The sequence below is a fragment of the Methylobacterium sp. HMF5984 genome (assembly GCF_045033435.1).
In the GTDB taxonomy this organism is placed as follows: domain Bacteria; phylum Pseudomonadota; class Alphaproteobacteria; order Rhizobiales; family Beijerinckiaceae; genus Methylobacterium.
In genome coordinates, this window is sequence record NZ_JBJFLN010000001.1 from 1,415,763 (window position 1) to 1,430,927 (window position 15,165).

13 protein-coding genes are annotated in these 15,165 nt (G+C 70.8%); 7 read left to right on the forward strand and 6 right to left on the reverse strand.

What is annotated here, in order from left to right; genetic code table 11:
• The first annotated feature begins 68 nt into the window (after window positions 1–68).
• On the forward strand, window positions 69–1,562 hold the full coding sequence (locus ACFZ8E_RS06735; RefSeq protein ID WP_405042388.1) for an AMP nucleosidase: 1,494 nt from the start codon (window positions 69–71) through the stop codon (window positions 1,560–1,562).
• A gap of 9 nt (window positions 1,563–1,571) precedes the next feature.
• On the opposite strand, the gene ACFZ8E_RS06740 is transcribed toward ACFZ8E_RS06735, so the two are convergent.
• Window positions 1,572–2,732, reverse strand: a complete 1,161-nt coding sequence (locus tag ACFZ8E_RS06740) for an alpha/beta hydrolase (protein WP_244030311.1) — start codon at window positions 2,730–2,732, stop codon at window positions 1,572–1,574.
• Between the two features lie 362 nt (window positions 2,733–3,094).
• Window positions 3,095–3,475 (reverse strand): helix-turn-helix domain-containing protein, encoded by a 381-nt coding sequence (locus ACFZ8E_RS06745; RefSeq protein WP_147841832.1) that lies wholly within the window; start codon window positions 3,473–3,475, stop codon window positions 3,095–3,097.
• A gap of 159 nt (window positions 3,476–3,634) precedes the next feature.
• Between ACFZ8E_RS06745 and ACFZ8E_RS06750 the strand changes: the two genes are divergently transcribed.
• The 3 genes from ACFZ8E_RS06750 (at window position 3,635) to ACFZ8E_RS06760 (ending at window position 5,103) form a co-directional block, all read left to right on the forward strand.
• Window positions 3,635–4,003, forward strand: a complete 369-nt coding sequence (locus ACFZ8E_RS06750) for a DoxX family protein (RefSeq protein WP_405042389.1) — start codon at window positions 3,635–3,637, stop codon at window positions 4,001–4,003.
• 80 nt (window positions 4,004–4,083) lie between these two features.
• Entirely contained in the window at window positions 4,084–4,464 is a 381-nt protein-coding gene (locus tag ACFZ8E_RS06755) for a glutathione S-transferase N-terminal domain-containing protein (protein ID WP_405042390.1), read from the forward strand.
• Window positions 4,465–4,527: 63 nt separating this feature from the next.
• On the forward strand, window positions 4,528–5,103 hold the full coding sequence (locus tag ACFZ8E_RS06760; protein WP_147728280.1) for a hemerythrin domain-containing protein: 576 nt from the start codon (window positions 4,528–4,530) through the stop codon (window positions 5,101–5,103).
• A gap of 83 nt (window positions 5,104–5,186) precedes the next feature.
• Here the strand turns inward: ACFZ8E_RS06760 and ACFZ8E_RS06765 are convergent, their stop codons facing one another.
• Complete coding sequence (locus tag ACFZ8E_RS06765; RefSeq protein WP_405042391.1) at window positions 5,187–7,649, reverse strand: PBP1A family penicillin-binding protein; 2,463 nt, start codon at window positions 7,647–7,649, stop codon at window positions 5,187–5,189.
• Window positions 7,650–7,763: 114 nt separating this feature from the next.
• Entirely contained in the window at window positions 7,764–8,399 is a 636-nt protein-coding gene (locus ACFZ8E_RS06770; protein WP_405042392.1) for an HdeD family acid-resistance protein, read from the reverse strand.
• Between the two features lie 215 nt (window positions 8,400–8,614).
• On the opposite strand from ACFZ8E_RS06770, the gene ACFZ8E_RS06775 reads away from it, so the two are divergent.
• The 3 genes from ACFZ8E_RS06775 to ACFZ8E_RS06785 all read left to right on the forward strand — a co-directional run bounded on the left by ACFZ8E_RS06775 (window position 8,615) and on the right by ACFZ8E_RS06785 (window position 13,422).
• Entirely contained in the window at window positions 8,615–9,838 is a 1,224-nt protein-coding gene (locus ACFZ8E_RS06775; RefSeq protein WP_405042393.1) for a biotin/lipoyl-binding protein, read from the forward strand.
• Window positions 9,835–11,496, forward strand: a complete 1,662-nt coding sequence (locus ACFZ8E_RS06780) for a DHA2 family efflux MFS transporter permease subunit (protein WP_243935331.1) — start codon at window positions 9,835–9,837, stop codon at window positions 11,494–11,496. Before ACFZ8E_RS06775 ends, ACFZ8E_RS06780 begins: the two co-directional genes overlap by 4 nt.
• Before the next feature lie 183 nt (window positions 11,497–11,679).
• Entirely contained in the window at window positions 11,680–13,422 is a 1,743-nt protein-coding gene (locus ACFZ8E_RS06785) for a pyrroloquinoline quinone-dependent dehydrogenase (RefSeq protein WP_405044336.1), read from the forward strand.
• Window positions 13,423–13,432: 10 nt separating this feature from the next.
• On the opposite strand, the gene ACFZ8E_RS06790 is transcribed toward ACFZ8E_RS06785, so the two are convergent.
• Window positions 13,433–13,693, reverse strand: a complete 261-nt coding sequence (locus tag ACFZ8E_RS06790; protein WP_147727069.1) for a hypothetical protein — start codon at window positions 13,691–13,693, stop codon at window positions 13,433–13,435.
• Window positions 13,694–13,757: 64 nt separating this feature from the next.
• The gene (locus ACFZ8E_RS06795) at window positions 13,758–15,107 is read right to left on the reverse strand and encodes an O-antigen ligase family protein (RefSeq protein ID WP_405042394.1); all 1,350 of its coding nucleotides are present in this window, start codon (window positions 15,105–15,107) and stop codon (window positions 13,758–13,760) included.
• Between the last annotated feature and the right edge of the window lie 58 nt (window positions 15,108–15,165).

The window sequence follows — 15,165 nt, forward strand, 5'->3', positions numbered from 1 at the left end:
GCGCGCACGGGCGCCGGGGTGTAGAGCCGGGTGGGACGGGCGAGGCAGGATCTGAACGGGGAACGCGCGTGATTGAGAACGAACTGCGCCCGATGGAGGCGGTGGCCGACGTCGCGACGGCCGTCGACCGGCTGGTCGAGCTGCATGCCGGCGCGACCCAGGCCCTGCGCACCGCGCTGACCCGCACGCTGGACGGCGGCAAGCCGCCGGACGCCGCCGAGCGGCTGCAGTTCCGCTACCCGGAGCTTCGCGTGACCTACCGGCCCGCCGGCCCGGTCCCGCGCATCAGCCGCGCGACCGCCAAGATGCAGGCGCCGGGCACCTACAGCACCACCGTCACCAGCCCCGCCGACTTTCGCGCCTACCTGACGGCGCAGCTCGAGCCGCTGGTGGCCGATTACGGGGTCGGGCTCGAGGTCGGCCTGAGCGCGCAGGAGATCCCGTATTCCTACGTGCTCGAGCCCGGCACCGACCTCGGCGCGGGACGCGTCAGCCCGGCCGAGCTCGCGACCTGGTTCCCGGTCCCGCTGCTCTCGCTCGTCGGCGACGAGATCGCCGACGGGACCTGGCAGCCGATGGCCGACGAGCCGCGCCCGCTCGCCCTGTTCGACGCCGTGCGGGTCGATTACTCGCTCCGTCGCCTCGTGCACTACACCGGCTGCGACTGGCGCGAGGTCCAGCCCTGGATCCTGCTGACCAACTACCACCGCTACGTCGACCAGTTCGTCCGCCACGGGCTGGAGCGCCTCGCCTCCGGCGCGGAGGGCATCACCAAGCTGGTCATGCCGGGGGGCATCACCGTGACGCGTGGCGAGGCCGCCTCCGCCGACCCGGCGGCGCTGATGGCCGCCTCGCCCTGGCACCGCTTCCAGATGCCGGCCTACCACCTCGCGTCCGAAGGTGCCGACGGCACCGCGCAGGGCACGACGCTGGTCAATATCGGCGTCGGCCCCTCGAACGCGAAGACGATCACCGATCACCTCGCGGTGCTGCGCCCGCATTGCTGGCTGATGGTCGGGCATTGCGGCGGCCTGCGGCAATCGCAGACCATCGGCGACTACGTGCTCGCCCACGGCTACATGCGCCGCGACCGCATCCTCGACGAGCTGGTGCCGCCGGACGTTCCGGTGCCAGCGCTCGCCGAGGTGCAGCTCGCGCTCCAGGCCGCGGCCGCGCAGGTCACGGGGGAGAAGGCCGACGCGCTGAAGCGGCGCCTGCGCACCGGCACGGTCGTCACCTACGACGACCGCAACTGGGAGCTGCGCTTCAGCCAGGAACGCCGCCGGATCAACCTCAGCCGCGCCATCGGCGTCGACATGGAGAGCGGGACGATCGCCGCGCAGGGCTACCGCCTGCGGGTGCCCTACGGCACGCTGCTCTGCGTCTCCGACAAGCCGCTGCACGGCGAGATCAAGCTGCCGGGCGCGGCCAACGCGTTCTACGAGCGAGCGGTGGCCGAGCACTTGCTGATCGGGCTAGCCGCCCTCGACATCCTGCGCGGCGACCGCCACGGCCTGCACTCGCGCAAGCTGCGCAGCTTCGACGAGCCGCCGTTCCGGTAGGCCGCGCCGCTACTTCAGCCTGCCGGCGATCCATCCGATGATCGCGTCGGCGACCTCGCCGTTGTTGGTCTCAAGCATCATCATGTGGCCGTTGCCGTGGATGCCGTGCTCGGCCAGCGCCAAGCGGTCGGGCTTAGCGCCCGCCTGCTCGAGGAAGGCGCCGGTGCAGTCGTCCATCGTCGCGCGGAACGAGGCCTCGGCCGTCACGATCACGGCCGGTACGCGGGCGAGATTCGGCAGCTTGCGTGCCGGCTCGGCCTGGAGCCAGCAGCGGATCTGGCCGGGACGGAGCGGCGCCTCGGACTGCGCTACGACGAGGTCGGTCGGGGTCGAGACCGGCGGATCGAAGGTGAGTGGCACGCGGGTGATGCCGTAGGGCCGGGCACGCGCCTCGCCGACCTTCTCGTACCAGGCCGCTCCCCCCTTGAAGCGGATGTCGTAGAAGGTCGGCCCGTTCGGCTCGACCGCGACATGCGCCTTCACCAGGTCGGGGCGCCGGTCCGACACCGCCCATCCGAACACGCCGGCCTGCGAATGCGTCAGCAGGACGGACGGCCCGATCTTCTCGAGCAGCGCGATCAGCGCGGGGTCGACGAGCTCCTCGCTGCGCAGGGCGCTGGCGATGAACGGCACCTGCGAGAAGTAGAACTGGTCGAACGCCGCGTTGCCCCTCACGCCGGCCCCGCCGGGCCAGCGGGTGTGAAGCTTGGCCTGCGGAAACAGGTCGAAGCGCTCCTGCCCGGTGAAGATCGTCTCCAGGTCGTTCGGCGCGAGCCGCGCATAGGGGCCGTAGGCGTCCGGATCGTCGCCGGACCGGCCGCGGCCGACCTGGTCGACGACGTAGACGGCAAACCCCTTCTCGACGAACCGATCGACCCAGCCGGGACGCCCGTCCGGCGTGCCGAGGAAGTTCACGCCGGTCTGCGCCGTGCCGTGCACCATCACCACGGGATAGGGCTGCGCAACCTCGACCGGCGCGTGATACTGCACGAACATCTGCCCGACGGCGGCACCCTTGCCCGCGACCGTCTCGTAGGCGCCGCCGACGAAAAAGTAGCCCTCGCGCTGCGCCGGCTTGAAGGTCGCCGGATGGTCGGGCGCAGGCTCGGCCAGAGCCGGTGACCCGAAGCTCAGCAGCGCCCAGGCGAGACCCAGGACGGGTTTCCGCATCGTGACCTCCCGCAGACGTTCTTGTTCGCGTCGGATCGGACGCTAGCAGCCGCCGGCGACCGCGTCAGGCCGTTTGGCTCGCGGACCGATAGGGCGACGGTCGTCTGTCGCCGAACCCGACCCTCGAAGGCTTGGGCGCCACCGGACGAGAGAATCAACGCGGCGGGGTCGCCGCCGCCGATGCGGCAGCGGGGGGCCTTCCGTTTCCGCTCGCATCAGGGTCCCTCGGCATCCTGCGCGGCGACCGCCACAGCACGCCCCGCATGTTCCGGCGCCGTCCGATCATGCCGCAGGGGACGCCGTCGAGCGCTGACGGCGCCCGTCACCGACGCCAGTGGATCCACGGGTGCGATGGGGTGGCGTCAGGCCGCCTCCGCGCGCGCATCGTACGATGCCTGTGCCGCGTCGATCCGGGCGAGGTTGTCGAACGCCCATCGCCCGAGCGCTTGGATCGGCTCCGCGAGGGAATGCCCGATCTCCGTGAGTTCGTAGTCGACGCGCGGCGGGATGGTCGGCGTCACCGTCCGGGTCACCAGACCGTCCCGCTCGAGATGGCGCAGCGTGAGGGTCAGCATTCGCTGCGAAATCCCGTCGACGCCGCGCTTGAGTTCGCTGAAACGGCACGCGCGCTCACGCAACAGCATGATCACGAGCACGGTCCACTTGTCGCCGATGCGCGACAGCAGTTGCGAGACGCGCAGGCACTCGGGCGAGTGCTTCGCCTGGGACGCGGTCACATCCATGTAACCTCGGTATCCGGTTTGTGCCGTCTTGCGACGGCTCCGCGAATTCATATCATGACCCGGTCACTAATCGAAACCGAGGCACGAGACGGAACCCCGCGCATCGGCGCGCGCGACCGGCGATCGCTCAGGCTTCACCGTCCAGCAAGGAGATCGCGCATGTCGCAGACCCTCGTCGCTCCCGCAGCTGCGCCCGCGCGCGCTCGCGACATCACCGTCCGGATCCTGACGGCGTTGCTCGTCGTCGCCTGCCTGGGGGCCGGCGGCGCCAAGCGCGCCGGCGTTCCGATCATGATCCAGCCCTTCGATCAGATCGGCCTCGGGCAATGGCTCAGGATCGTCACGGGCGTGATCGAGGTCGTCGGGGAGGCGACCCTCCTGGCGCCGGGCTACGGGTTCTTCGGTGCCGTCTGGCTGGCGGCGACGATGACAGGCGCGATCCTCGCCCACCTCCTGGCGCTGCCGTCCTCGCCTGCGCCGGCGATCCCGCTGCTGGTCGTGAGCCTCGCCGTCGCCCGGCTGCGCTGATCCCTCGCAGGACAGCGGCGGACGTCGTTTGCTCCGGCCGCATCGACCTTTCGAGCCCGCATCGAACAGGAAACCCGACGATGACCGATACCCCGTTCAAGCCCGTCATCTACCTGATGGCCGGCTGCCCGTTCTGCTTCAAGGTCCGCCTGTTCCTCCTGGAAACCGGGCAGCTCGACCACGTGACCTTGCGGGAGTTCGTCCAAGGCACGAAGGAGCAGAAGGCGATCGGCAGCCTTCTCGCACGAACCGGAACCCGGGTCGCCTATCCGACGGCCGAGCTGACGCCCGGCGTCCTCACCGCCGAGTCCGATGCCATCGTCGCGCATTTCGCGACACGCGCGGGCGTCGCCGCAGACACCCTGCCGACCTACGCGTCGTATCTCGCCGGAGTCTTCGAGAGCCTCCAATTGCTCTACCGCGAGAACATGGAGCTGAAGAGGCGCCAACCGGCGGGCTGACGCGGAGGCGCGAACCCGGTCCCTCGCCCTTCCCACGAGTTCCGAAGCGAAAGCCTGCCCGCCATGACGGTCGAACCCATCCTGACCCTGGAAGGGATCCCCTTCCTGGACGACGCGACCCGGCCCAGGGCACCGGCCATCCCCGGCGTCACCCCGATGCAACGCGCCCGAGGGCGGCGCCTGGGCCTGTATCACCGGCACCACCTCGCCGAGCTTGCCGCCGTCCGCGCTGCGCTCGACCGGTTCCGGTCGGGGACCGGCACCGTCGAGGCCGTGTCCGAGGGCGTCGCGTCCCTGTCGATGGTCGCGAACTTCCGCGCGTTCGGCAACCTGTGCGGGCAACAATGCCAGATGCTCCAGATGCATCACGACATCGAGGAAGGCAGCGTCTTTCCGGCCATCAGGCAGGACGCAAGCATGAGCCCGGTCCTCGACCGCCTCGGCGCGGAGCACCGGACCGTTCACGCCCTGCTCGAACGCATCCTGCAGATCGCGCGCGCCATCGCCGTGGATCCGCGCCGGGACTACGCCCTCGCCCTGGGCAGGATCTACGAGACCTTCGAGCAGATCGTGATCTCGCATTTCGGCTACGAGGAGCGCGAGCTCGAGGAGGCGATCGGGTTCTACAACGCGTTATGAACGGCCGCCTCCAACCGGAGCGCTTCGTCGATCGCCGCGGGCCCGGATCGCATGCAAGGCCCCGGGTAAGCCGGCACGTTTCCTCAGCGGCGCCCGCCCCACATCCCGGTGCGTTCCGACCGCGCCTGCTCCTCCGCCGCGAGCAAGTCGGGCGGCGCGTCCTCGCTGGCGCGGGCGCCGCCGGCCGAGAGGATCAGCGCGGCGAGGTCGTCGCCGTCGATGCGGCAGCGGGTGCCTTGGGTTCCGCCGGCATCGGGCGCGCACACCACCTCGCGGCGGCGCAGGTAGCGCGCGAGCTGGCGGGCGAGGTGGCCGCCCTGGCCGTCGACGCCGGCGAGCCGCACGGTGCGGCCGCGGAACGACAGGGTCCCGGTGTCGATCACCTCGGGCACGCCGCGCGCCTCAGGGCCGGCGGCCGGCGCGGCGGCTGCGGGCGCGGGCGGCGCCGCTTCGGCCGGCTGCGGCTCGGCCTTGACCGCGGAGGGGCGCTTGCGGCCCTTGGCCATCTGCGCCGAGGCCCGCTGCACGAAATCGCGGAAGATCGAGGCCGGGACGTCGCCTCCGCCGACGCGGTTCATCGCGGAATTGTCGTCGTTGCCGACCCAGACGCCGACGACCATGTCGGGCGTCATCCCGATGAACCAGGCGTCGCGGTAATCCTGCGTCGTCCCGGTCTTGCCGCCGACGGCCAAGCCGGACACGCGCGCGCCCTTGCCGGTTCCGCCGTCGACCACCGCCTGCAGCGAATCGAGCATCATCGTGCGGCTGTCGCCCGGCAGGCCGGCGGCGGGCTTGGCGTCGGGGCGCAGATATAGCGGGGCCGGCGCTCCGCCGCGGATCGCGTGGATGTCGAAGCTCTCCACCGGCGTGCGGTTGGCCAGAACGCCGGCATAGGCGCGTGTCATCTCCAGCAGCGTGACCTCGGCCGAGCCGAGCGCGAGGCTCGGCACGTTCGGCAGCTCGGACTGCACCCCGAGGGATTTCGCCGTCGCGATCACGGCCGGGATGCCGAGCTCCTCGCCGAGCTGGGCCGCCACCGTGTTGATCGAGAGCGCGAAGGCGGTCCGCAGCGGCACGGCGCCGCGGAACCGGTTGTTGGCGTTCTGCGGCTCCCAGTCGCCGATCTGCACCGGGCGGTCGACCAGCACGGTCTCCGGGGTCAGCCCGTTCTCGTAGGCGGTGAGGTAGACGAACAGCTTGAACAGCGAGCCGGCCTGGCGCTTGGCCTGGGTCGCGCGGTTGAACTGGCTGTCCTCGTAGTCGCGCCCGCCCACCATCGCGAGGATCGCGCCGTCCTTCGACATCGCGACGAGCGCGCCTTGGCCGATCTTCTTCTTGCCGCCCTCGGCGTCGAGGCGGCGTGCGACGATTCCCTCGGCGAGGCTCTGGAGGTCGAGGTTGAGGGTCGAGCGCACGGTGAGGTCGCCCGGCGCGTCTGTGAGCTTCTTGGCGTCGGCGGCGAGGAGGTCGAGAAAGTAGTTGCTGCCCGGCGGCGTCTCCGGCGGCGTGCGCAGCGTCACGGTCTTGGCCCGCGCCGCGTCGGCGGCCTCCGCGGTGATCGCGCCGGTCTCGACCATGGTCTGCAGCACCACGTCGGCGCGCTCCTTGGCGCCGCCGAAGTTGCGCGTCGGGGCGAGCTGCGAGGGCGCCCGCACCAGCCCGGCGAGCATCGCCGCTTCCGGCAGGGTCAGCGCCTTCGCACCCTTGCCGAAGTAGCGCCGCGCCGCCGCATCGGCACCGTAGGCGCCGGCCCCGAAATAGGCGGTGTTGAGGTAGCCGAGCAGGATGTCGTCCTTGCTCATCTCGGACTCGACCCGCAACGCCAGGAAGGCCTCCTGGATCTTGCGGCGCAGGGTCTTCTCCTGGTTGAGCGAGGTCAGCCGGACATATTGCTGCGTGATCGACGAGCCGCCCTCGCGCACCCCGCCGCCGACGGCGTTGCGCCAGGCCGCGCGCACCAGCCCGCGCAGGTCGATGCCCCAATGGCTGTAGAAGCGCCGATCCTCGATGGCGACGATCGCCTGGGCGAGATGCGGCGGAAGCTCCGCCTTGGTGATCGGCTGCCCGCGGAACGCGCCGCGGGTGGCGAAGACCCGGCCGTCGTCGGCCTCGACGGTGAGCGCGCGCTGGCCCTGGTCGATCACCACGCCGCCGAGCGGCGGCAGCGTCAGGAACGCGAACAGGACGTAGCCGGCCAGCGCAACGAGCGGCAACGCGACGACGGCGCCGGCGACCAGGAGCGCGGGGCGCAGCGGACGCCCGCGGATGGCGAAGCGCGACGGCGCGGACCCGGCGGTCGCCGGTCCCGCGATGGGGGCGTCAGCCTCGGCCGGAGTTTTGGATCGGCGGCGTGCCGCGAGGCCCCCGACGAGCGATCCGGTGGCGCGCGCCGCCTCCCGGCCCCTGCGCCCGGCGCCGCGCGCGGCACCGGCTGCGAGGATGCCGAGCTGGCGCGCCAGCACCTTGGCGGCGGCAGCCGCCTCCCGCGCCGCGGCACCGGGCGAGGCGTCGTCGGGGGGGCGTCGATCCGGATCGGGTGAAGGCATCGTGTTCCTGAACGGCGGCCCGTGCGACACCACAGCCCCGCCGGCGCTGCCGTTCTAGAACGAACGGGCGGAGCGAAGCTATGCCGTGTGGCGTCCGCCGGGACGTCCGGTCTCTCAGACGCCGTGGCGGAAGGGCATCGGCGAGCCGGCCGCCTCGTGGCGGTCGCGCAGGCGGAAGCCGAGGACGACCAGCAGGACGCCGAAGGCGACGGCGTAGGCGCCGAGCCACCAGGTGAGCACCAGCGCCGACATGCCCGGCTCGACGAGCAGCACCCCACCGAACAGGATCGAGACTACGCCGCCGAGGCCGAGCCACCAGCGTCCGAAATGCAGGTGCAGGCGGAAGGCGGCCGCGATCATCAGCGCGCCCGTGACGATTGCCCAGATCGCGACGAGCAGGACGAAGGCCCAGACGGCGGCGCCGGGCACGAAGAAGGCCGCGACGCCGACCAGGATGTCGAGCAGGCCCTCGATCAGCAGGAAGCCCCAACGCTCGTGGGCCTGTGCCGCCCGGACCGAGGCGACGATCGCGAACACGCCGTCGACGACCATGTAGGCGGCGAAGAACCACACCAGCGACAAGACGAAGGCGGCCGGCGCCACGAAGGCCATCACGCCGAACAGGATGGCGACGACGCCGCGCAGGGCGACGAGCCACCAGTTGCGCGCCAGCGTCCGGCTCATCGCGTCGAGGCGCGCGGTCCCGACGAGCGGGACGCCGGTCGGATGGGTTCGAGAGAAGAGGGCCATCGCATCGGCTCGCTGGTGATCGGTACGGTACTCCGGCGCGAAAACGCCGCACCGCAACGCCCGTTCCCCTCGGTCCTGTCCCGCGGGGTCGAACGGCGCGGCGAAGCGCAGCGGAACTTTGCCGTCGCATCGCCTTTTTAGTCGGTGAGGCGGGTTATTCGTTCGCTCCGGCCGCTTCGGCAGTGTTCGGCGCGGGCGCAGGCGGTTTCTTTTCGATGCTAGACGATCAGCGCCAGGCGACGGCCCTGGACCCGCAGACGCGCCCCGACGACCGGGAGGCGCCCGACCGACGCGACATCATCGATCTCAAGCCGCAGGAGAAGGATCCTCCCGCGGGCGACGAGGCCGACGAGAGCAAGGCCGAGTCCGATCAGGACGCGTCGTCCGAGGGCGAGGATGTCGAGAACCGGCCGGGTATCCTCAAGCGCCATCCGTGGTGGTTCGTCCTCGGCGGGATCGCGATCGTGCTCCTTGGGATCGCCGGGTTCTTCTACTGGCAGATCTACCTGCACCCTTACGAATCCACCGACGACGCGTTCGTCGACGCGCGCCAGTTCTCGATCGCGCCGAAGGTGTCCGGCTACGTCGTCGCGCTCTCGGTCACCGACAACCAGCACGTCGACACCGGCGCGACCCTGTTCCAGATCGACCGGCGCGATTACCAGGTCGCCCTCGAGCAGGCCCAGGCTCAGATCGCGTCGGCCAAGGCGTCGATCCAGAACGTCGACGCGCAGGTCGAGGCGCAGAGGGCGCAGATCGACGTCGCCAAGGCGCAGGTGACGCAGAACCAGGCGGCGCTCGACTTCGCGAAGGCGGATGCCGCCCGCTACAAGGATCTCGCCAGCCGCGGTGCCGGCACCGTGCAGCAATCGCAATCCTCGACTTCGACCCTCGAGCAGCGCCAGGCCGCGCTGACGAGCGCGAACGCCAGCGTGGTGCAGGCGCAGAAGCAGATCGGCTCGCTCCAGGCGCAGCGGGCATCGGCCGAGGCCAGCCTCGCCAACGCCGATGCGCAGGCGGCGCAGGCCGTGCTCAACCTCGGCTACACGACGGTGACGGCGGCGCAGCCGGGCCGGGTCGTGCAGCTCACCGGCGCGGTCGGGCAGTACGCCCAGGCCGGCCAATCGCTGGCGATGTTCGTGCCCGACGAGAAGTGGGTCGTCGCCAACTACAAGGAGACGCAGATCACCGACATGCGCCCGGGCCAGTCGGTGAGGATCGAGATCGACGCCTATCCCGACCGCAAGATCACCGGGAAGGTCGCCTCGGTGCAGCCCGGCTCGGGCACCGCCTTCAGCCTGCTGCCGGCGCAGAACGCCACCGGCAACTACGTGAAGGTGGTGCAGCGCGTGCCGGTGAAGATCGTCGTCGACGAGTGGCCGCAGGACGTGTCGATCGGCCCCGGCATGTCGATCGTGCCGACGGTGCGGGTGCGATGAGCGCCGGGGCCGCCGCGGCGGGCGGCGGTTCGCGCAAGGCCGGCGGCAAAGATGCGGGAAAAGCGAAGGCGACGTCGGGCGGCCTGCCGCGCACCGCGGGCGGCCACAGCCCGTGGGCGGTGGCGCTCGTGGTCGCGCTCGCGACCTTCATGGAGGTGCTCGACACCACCATCGCCAACGTCGCGCTCCGCTACATCTCGGGCGGGCTCGCCGTCGGGCCGGACGAGGCGGCGTGGGTGGTCACGAGCTACCTCGTCGCCAACGCGATCGCGCTCACCGCGTCGAGCTTCCTGGCCAAGCGCTACGGCCGCAAGGCATTCTTCATCGCCAGCGTCGCGCTGTTCACTGTCGCCTCGATCGCCTGCGGCTTCGCCTGGGACCTGAACTCGCTGCTGGTGTTCCGCGTGATCCAGGGGCTCGGCGGCGGCGGCATGGCGCCCCTGGCGCAGTCGATCCTCGCCGACTCGTTCCCCCCCGCCAAGCGGGGCCAAGCCTTCGCGCTCTACGGGCTCGCGATCGTCGTCGCGCCGGTCGTCGGCCCGACGCTCGGCGGCTGGCTGTCCGACAACGTCTCCTGGCACTGGTGCTTCCTGATCAACGGCCCCGTGGGCGTGATCGCGCTGGCGCTGATGTGGTGGCTCCTGGAAGATTCCGAAGCCGCGGTGAAGGAGCGCAAGGCGCTGCGGAAGAAGGGCATCCGGTTCGACGTCGTCGGCTTCCTCCTGGTGGCGACCTTCCTCGGCTCGCTCGAGGTCTGCCTTGACGAGGGCCAGCGCAAGGACTGGTTCGGCTCGCCGCTGATCCAGGTCTTCGGTGTTCTCGCCGTGGTGTCGTTCGTCGCGATGATCCCGTGGCTTCTGAGGGCGAAGAACCCGGCCGTCGACCTGCGCCTTCTCGGCAAGCGCCAGTTCGGCTCGTGCTTCCTGGTCATGCTCGCCACCGGCGCGATCCTGATCGCGACGACGCAGTTCATCCCGCAGATCACGCAGGACTATTACGGCTACACCGCCACCATCTCGGGGCTCGTGCTGGCGCCCGGCGGCCTCGTCACCGTGGCGATGATGCTGGTGATCGGGCAGGTGTCCGGCTACTTCCAGCCGAAATGGCTGATCGCCACCGGCGCGACGATCGTCGCGCTGGCGATGTACGACCTGACCCGGATCTACGGCGATTCCACGTTCTGGTTCTTCGCCTGGTCGCGGATCTACATCGGCATCGGCCTGCCGATGATCTTCATCTCGATCACCGCCGCCTCGTACGAGGGCATCGAGAAGTCGCAGACCGACCAGGCCTCGGCCTTGATCAACGTCGCCCGCAACGTCGGCGGGTCGATGGGCGTGTCGCTGGCGCAGAACATCCTGGCCTATCGCAGCCAGTTCCATCAGAGCCGGCTGTCGGAGAGCGTCACCACCACGAGCCCGGCCTACCAGGAGACCATGCGGCAGGCGACGCAGTACTTCACGGTGCACGGCACTCCCGGCGTCGACGCGCAGGGGCAGGCCACCGCCTGGATCGGGCAGCAGCTCGCGACGCAGACGGCGTTCTTCGCCTACATCGACGTGTTCTGGGCGCTCTGCCTCGTCTCGGCTTCGGCGGTGCCGCTGGCGATGATCCTCAAGCGGGTCGAGCGCGGCGGCGACGCGCCGGCGGGGCATTGAGGGAACGCCCTCCGAGATCCGGTGCGGCCGCGGATCGATGCGCCGGCGACGTTCGTCCGGTTCGACAGTTCGCGGGATAACGCTTACCGGCTGCAACCAGAAGAAATCATCTCGGCCCTGCGCGCCGAGCGGGAGGAAGCCGGCGTGCCGCGTTCATCGAGGACGACATCGACCGTTGCCGCCGTGGTGCTCCTTGCGCTCGCCCTGCCGGCGCGGGCCGCCGAGCCCGCCGGCGAGTGGCGGACCTTCGGGCACGACCATTCCAACCGGAATTTCTCCGATCTCTCGGCGATCGACCGGAGCAACGTCGGGCGGCTCCGGCCGGCCTGGATGTTCCAGACCGGGGTGACCGGCTACTTCCAGGCCCAGCCGGTGATGGTCGACGGCGCGCTCTACCTCTCGACCACGCAGAACAACGTCGCGGCGCTCGACGCGAAGTCCGGCCGGGTGCTGTGGACCTACACCCACAAGCCGCGCACCGAGAAGATCTTCGGGCCGCCCTCGAACCGCGGCGTCGCCGTCTCCGGCGGCCTCGTGTTCCAGGCGACGATGGACGGGCGGGTGATCGCGCTCGACGCCAAGTCCGGAAAGGTCGTGTGGGACCACGAGGCGGTGCGCCCGGAGGAAGGCGAGTCCGAGACCGCATCGGGGCTGACGGCGCAGCTCGGCGGCAAGCCGGTGCAAGGCTCGAGCCGCCTCGGCTTCAAGATGCCGCCGCTCGTCGCCGACGGTCTCGTCATCGTCGGGGTGAGCGGCGCCGGCTACGGGCTCCATGTCGAGGACGAGAAGGGCGGCCTCGACGGCGGCTCGGTCGTCGGGATCGAGGGCGGCTACGGGCGCCGCGGGTGGCTCGCCGCCTACGACGCGAAGACCGGCGAAGAGCGCTGGCGCTGGTACGTCACCAAGGCCGACGGCTGGGAGGGCGGATACGTCGAGACCACCGCCGACGGCGTCCCGCTGCATCGCGACGTCGCCGCCGAGAAGGCGGCAGCGCCGGCCAACCGCGAGGCATGGCGGGTCGGCGGCGGATCGCTCTGGATGACCCCGGCCTTCGACCCGGATCTCGGCCTGATCTACCTCGGCACCGGCAACCCGGCGCCGCAGAATTTCGGGCTCTCGCGGCCGGGCGACAACCTCTACACGATGAGCCTCGTGGCGCTCGACGCGAAAACCGGCGCGCTGCGCTGGTACTATCAGCAGGTGCCGCACGACGAGTGGGGCTACGACGTGGCGAGCCCGCCGTTCCTGCTCGACCTGAACGGGAAGGACGGCCCGGTGCAGGCGGTCGCCTCCGCCAGCAAGACCGGCTGGATCTACGTCCACGACCGCGCCACGGGCCGGCTGATCGAGCGCTCGGCCCCGCTGATCGCGCAGAAGAACCTGTTCGCTCCCCCGACCGCGGAAGGCACCGTGGTCGCGCCGGGACCCCTCGGCGCCGTGTCCTGGCCGCCGACGGCCTACGATGCCGCAAGCGGCCTCGCCTTCGCACAGGTCCGGCACGGGGCGACCACCTACACCGTCAAGACCGTGCCCGGCGGCCCCGGACGGCCGGAGATCCGCTACACCGAGACCGGCGAGGCGAAGGGCGAGCCGAGCTTCAGCACGCTCACGGCGGTCGACCTCGCCAAGGGCGGCACGATCGCCTGGTCGGTGAGGTCCGAGAGCCGGCTTGCCGGCGGCACGCTGGCGACGGCGGGCGGCCTGGTCTTCTCCGGCGAGGAGGACGGCCATCTCGACGCGCACGATGCCGGCACCGGCGAGATCCTGTGGCGGTTCCAGTGCGGCGCCGGCATCAGCGGCCCGGCGATTACCTACAGCCTCGACGGGAAGCAGTACGTCGCGGTGGCGGCCGGCGGCTCGTCCTTCACCAAGGCTTCCGGCTTCGGCACCGGCGACGCGCTGGTGGTGTTCGCGCTGCCGGACTGAGCGTGATCGCTCAGCCCTTCGGCCGCGCCTGCAGGATCGCCGCGCGGACGAACGGGCGCTTCAGCGCGATGCCGACATCCTCGCGCTCCATGAAGACCCGTGCGCCCTGGTGGTTGCGCACCGCCTTCATCAGGTTCAGCCGATAGCCCTGCCGGAACACGAAGATCGGCGGCAGCGGGTCGGCGAGGTAGGCGGCCACCGCGGCGTCGACCTCCTCCTCGGCGATGTGGTGGGCGTTGCAGAGGTCGCCGACGGTCTGGAAATCGATCATCCCATCGACATAGGGCGTCGCGCCCCGCCTGTCCCGGGCCGCGACCGCCGCCGTCGCGTTCGGGTCAGGCGACCGGGCGGTAGGCGGTGCGCAGGCGCAGGCCGAACACCGCGAGCATGGTCATGCCGCACAGGACGGTGTTGGCGTTCAGCAGCACGTTCTCGAACGAGGCCGAGATCACCGCCAGCATCCAGATGCGCAGGAAGAACAGCGTCTGAGCGTCGAGCAGCCGCCCGGCGCTGGCCCGCTGCAGGTCGCGGATCGGGGCCACGACGAGAGCGTTCAGGAGCAGCAGCGCGCCGGGCAAGCCCATGACCAGTGCGGCGTCGAGGAAGGAGTTGTGCGCCTGCGTCGCGGTCTGCACCCAGTCCGAGCCCGGGTCGGCGCCGCCGCCGTAGACGGTGCGGTCGGTCAGCCAGAAGGCGCCGTAGCCCCAGCCGCGGATCGGGTGCACGACGACGTGCTCGATCGCGAAGGCCCAGATCTCGTTGCGCGCAGTGAAGGTCGCGTCGGGAATGATCGCGTCCAGCACCGTTCGGATCGGCGGCAGCAGCACCGAACCGATGGTCGCGACGATCAGCAGCGCCACCGGGCCGACCAGCAGCAGCCCGCGCATCGTCCCCCCGCGCAGACGGCTGCACAGGACCGAGACCAGCAGGACGAGGGGCAGCACGGCCAGCGGCGTCTTCGAGCCGGCGAAGACCATGAAGACCAGCGCCCCCGCCGTGATGGTCCAGCCCAGGCCCCGGTGCAGCACGGCGGCGACGTAGAGGCCGCAGACCGCGATCATCGACATCGCCGAGCCGGCCTCGTTCTTGTGGGTGAAGATCCCGCGCCACAGGCCGATGTGGTTGTACTCGCCGGTGACGTCGAAGGCCGAGTGGATGGTGAGGTTGGGGACGAGCGCGACGCCGAGATAGCTCGCGGCCAGCACGATGCCGGCGGCGAGCGCCAGCGCGGTGGCGAACTGGCGCCCGTTGCGCGCGACCACGAGAACGCCGGCGGCGAGCAGCGCGACGATGCCGAACAGCACGATCCGGCGGATCGACAGCATCGGGTCGGTGGAGAGGAGGGTGGTGATGCCGAGCCAGCCGCCGAGCAGCAGGAGCGGCCAGGAGGCGAGGGGGCGCAGCCTGGCGAAGCCGAGCCGCCCGAGCACCATCAGCATCGCCGTGCCGAGGATGACGAACAGCGCCTGGGTGAAGAGGCTGCCGGTTTCCGGGTCGCTCAGGAGGCTGCGGTTGGCGAGGTCGCTGAACCAGAGATGGTTCCAGAGCAGGATCAGCACGACGGTGACGAACGGCAGGCGGACGGCGTCCGGGATGTCGCGTCCCGGCAGCGATCGCGACCGCCTGACGGCCGCCTCAGCCCTGATGCCGTGCGCCGCTGACACGAACCCGCCCTCACCGGCCATCCGCGGTCTGGAACCGCGCACCATCATAGTCCGGACGGAACACGCCGTCGCCCCGAAC

What these genes read in the sequence shown, in the direction of transcription:
- ACFZ8E_RS06740 (WP_244030311.1), bottom strand. Translation starts at nt 2,732, where the DNA reads ATGCGGAAACCCGTCCTGGGTCTCGCCTGGGCGCTGCTGAGCTTCGGG.
- ACFZ8E_RS06745 (WP_147841832.1), bottom strand. Translation starts at nt 3,475, where the DNA reads ATGGATGTGACCGCGTCCCAGGCGAAGCACTCGCCCGAGTGCCTGCGC.
- ACFZ8E_RS06750 (WP_405042389.1), top strand. Translation starts at nt 3,635, where the DNA reads ATGTCGCAGACCCTCGTCGCTCCCGCAGCTGCGCCCGCGCGCGCTCGC.
- ACFZ8E_RS06755 (WP_405042390.1), top strand. Translation starts at nt 4,084, where the DNA reads ATGACCGATACCCCGTTCAAGCCCGTCATCTACCTGATGGCCGGCTGC.
- ACFZ8E_RS06760 (WP_147728280.1), top strand. Translation starts at nt 4,528, where the DNA reads ATGACGGTCGAACCCATCCTGACCCTGGAAGGGATCCCCTTCCTGGAC.
- ACFZ8E_RS06765 (WP_405042391.1), bottom strand. Translation starts at nt 7,649, where the DNA reads ATGCCTTCACCCGATCCGGATCGACGCCCCCCCGACGACGCCTCGCCC.
- ACFZ8E_RS06770 (WP_405042392.1), bottom strand. Translation starts at nt 8,399, where the DNA reads ATGGCCCTCTTCTCTCGAACCCATCCGACCGGCGTCCCGCTCGTCGGG.
- ACFZ8E_RS06775 (WP_405042393.1), top strand. Translation starts at nt 8,615, where the DNA reads ATGCTAGACGATCAGCGCCAGGCGACGGCCCTGGACCCGCAGACGCGC.
- ACFZ8E_RS06780 (WP_243935331.1), top strand. Translation starts at nt 9,835, where the DNA reads ATGAGCGCCGGGGCCGCCGCGGCGGGCGGCGGTTCGCGCAAGGCCGGC.
- ACFZ8E_RS06790 (WP_147727069.1), bottom strand. Translation starts at nt 13,693, where the DNA reads ATGATCGATTTCCAGACCGTCGGCGACCTCTGCAACGCCCACCACATC.
- ACFZ8E_RS06795 (WP_405042394.1), bottom strand. Translation starts at nt 15,107, where the DNA reads ATGGCCGGTGAGGGCGGGTTCGTGTCAGCGGCGCACGGCATCAGGGCT.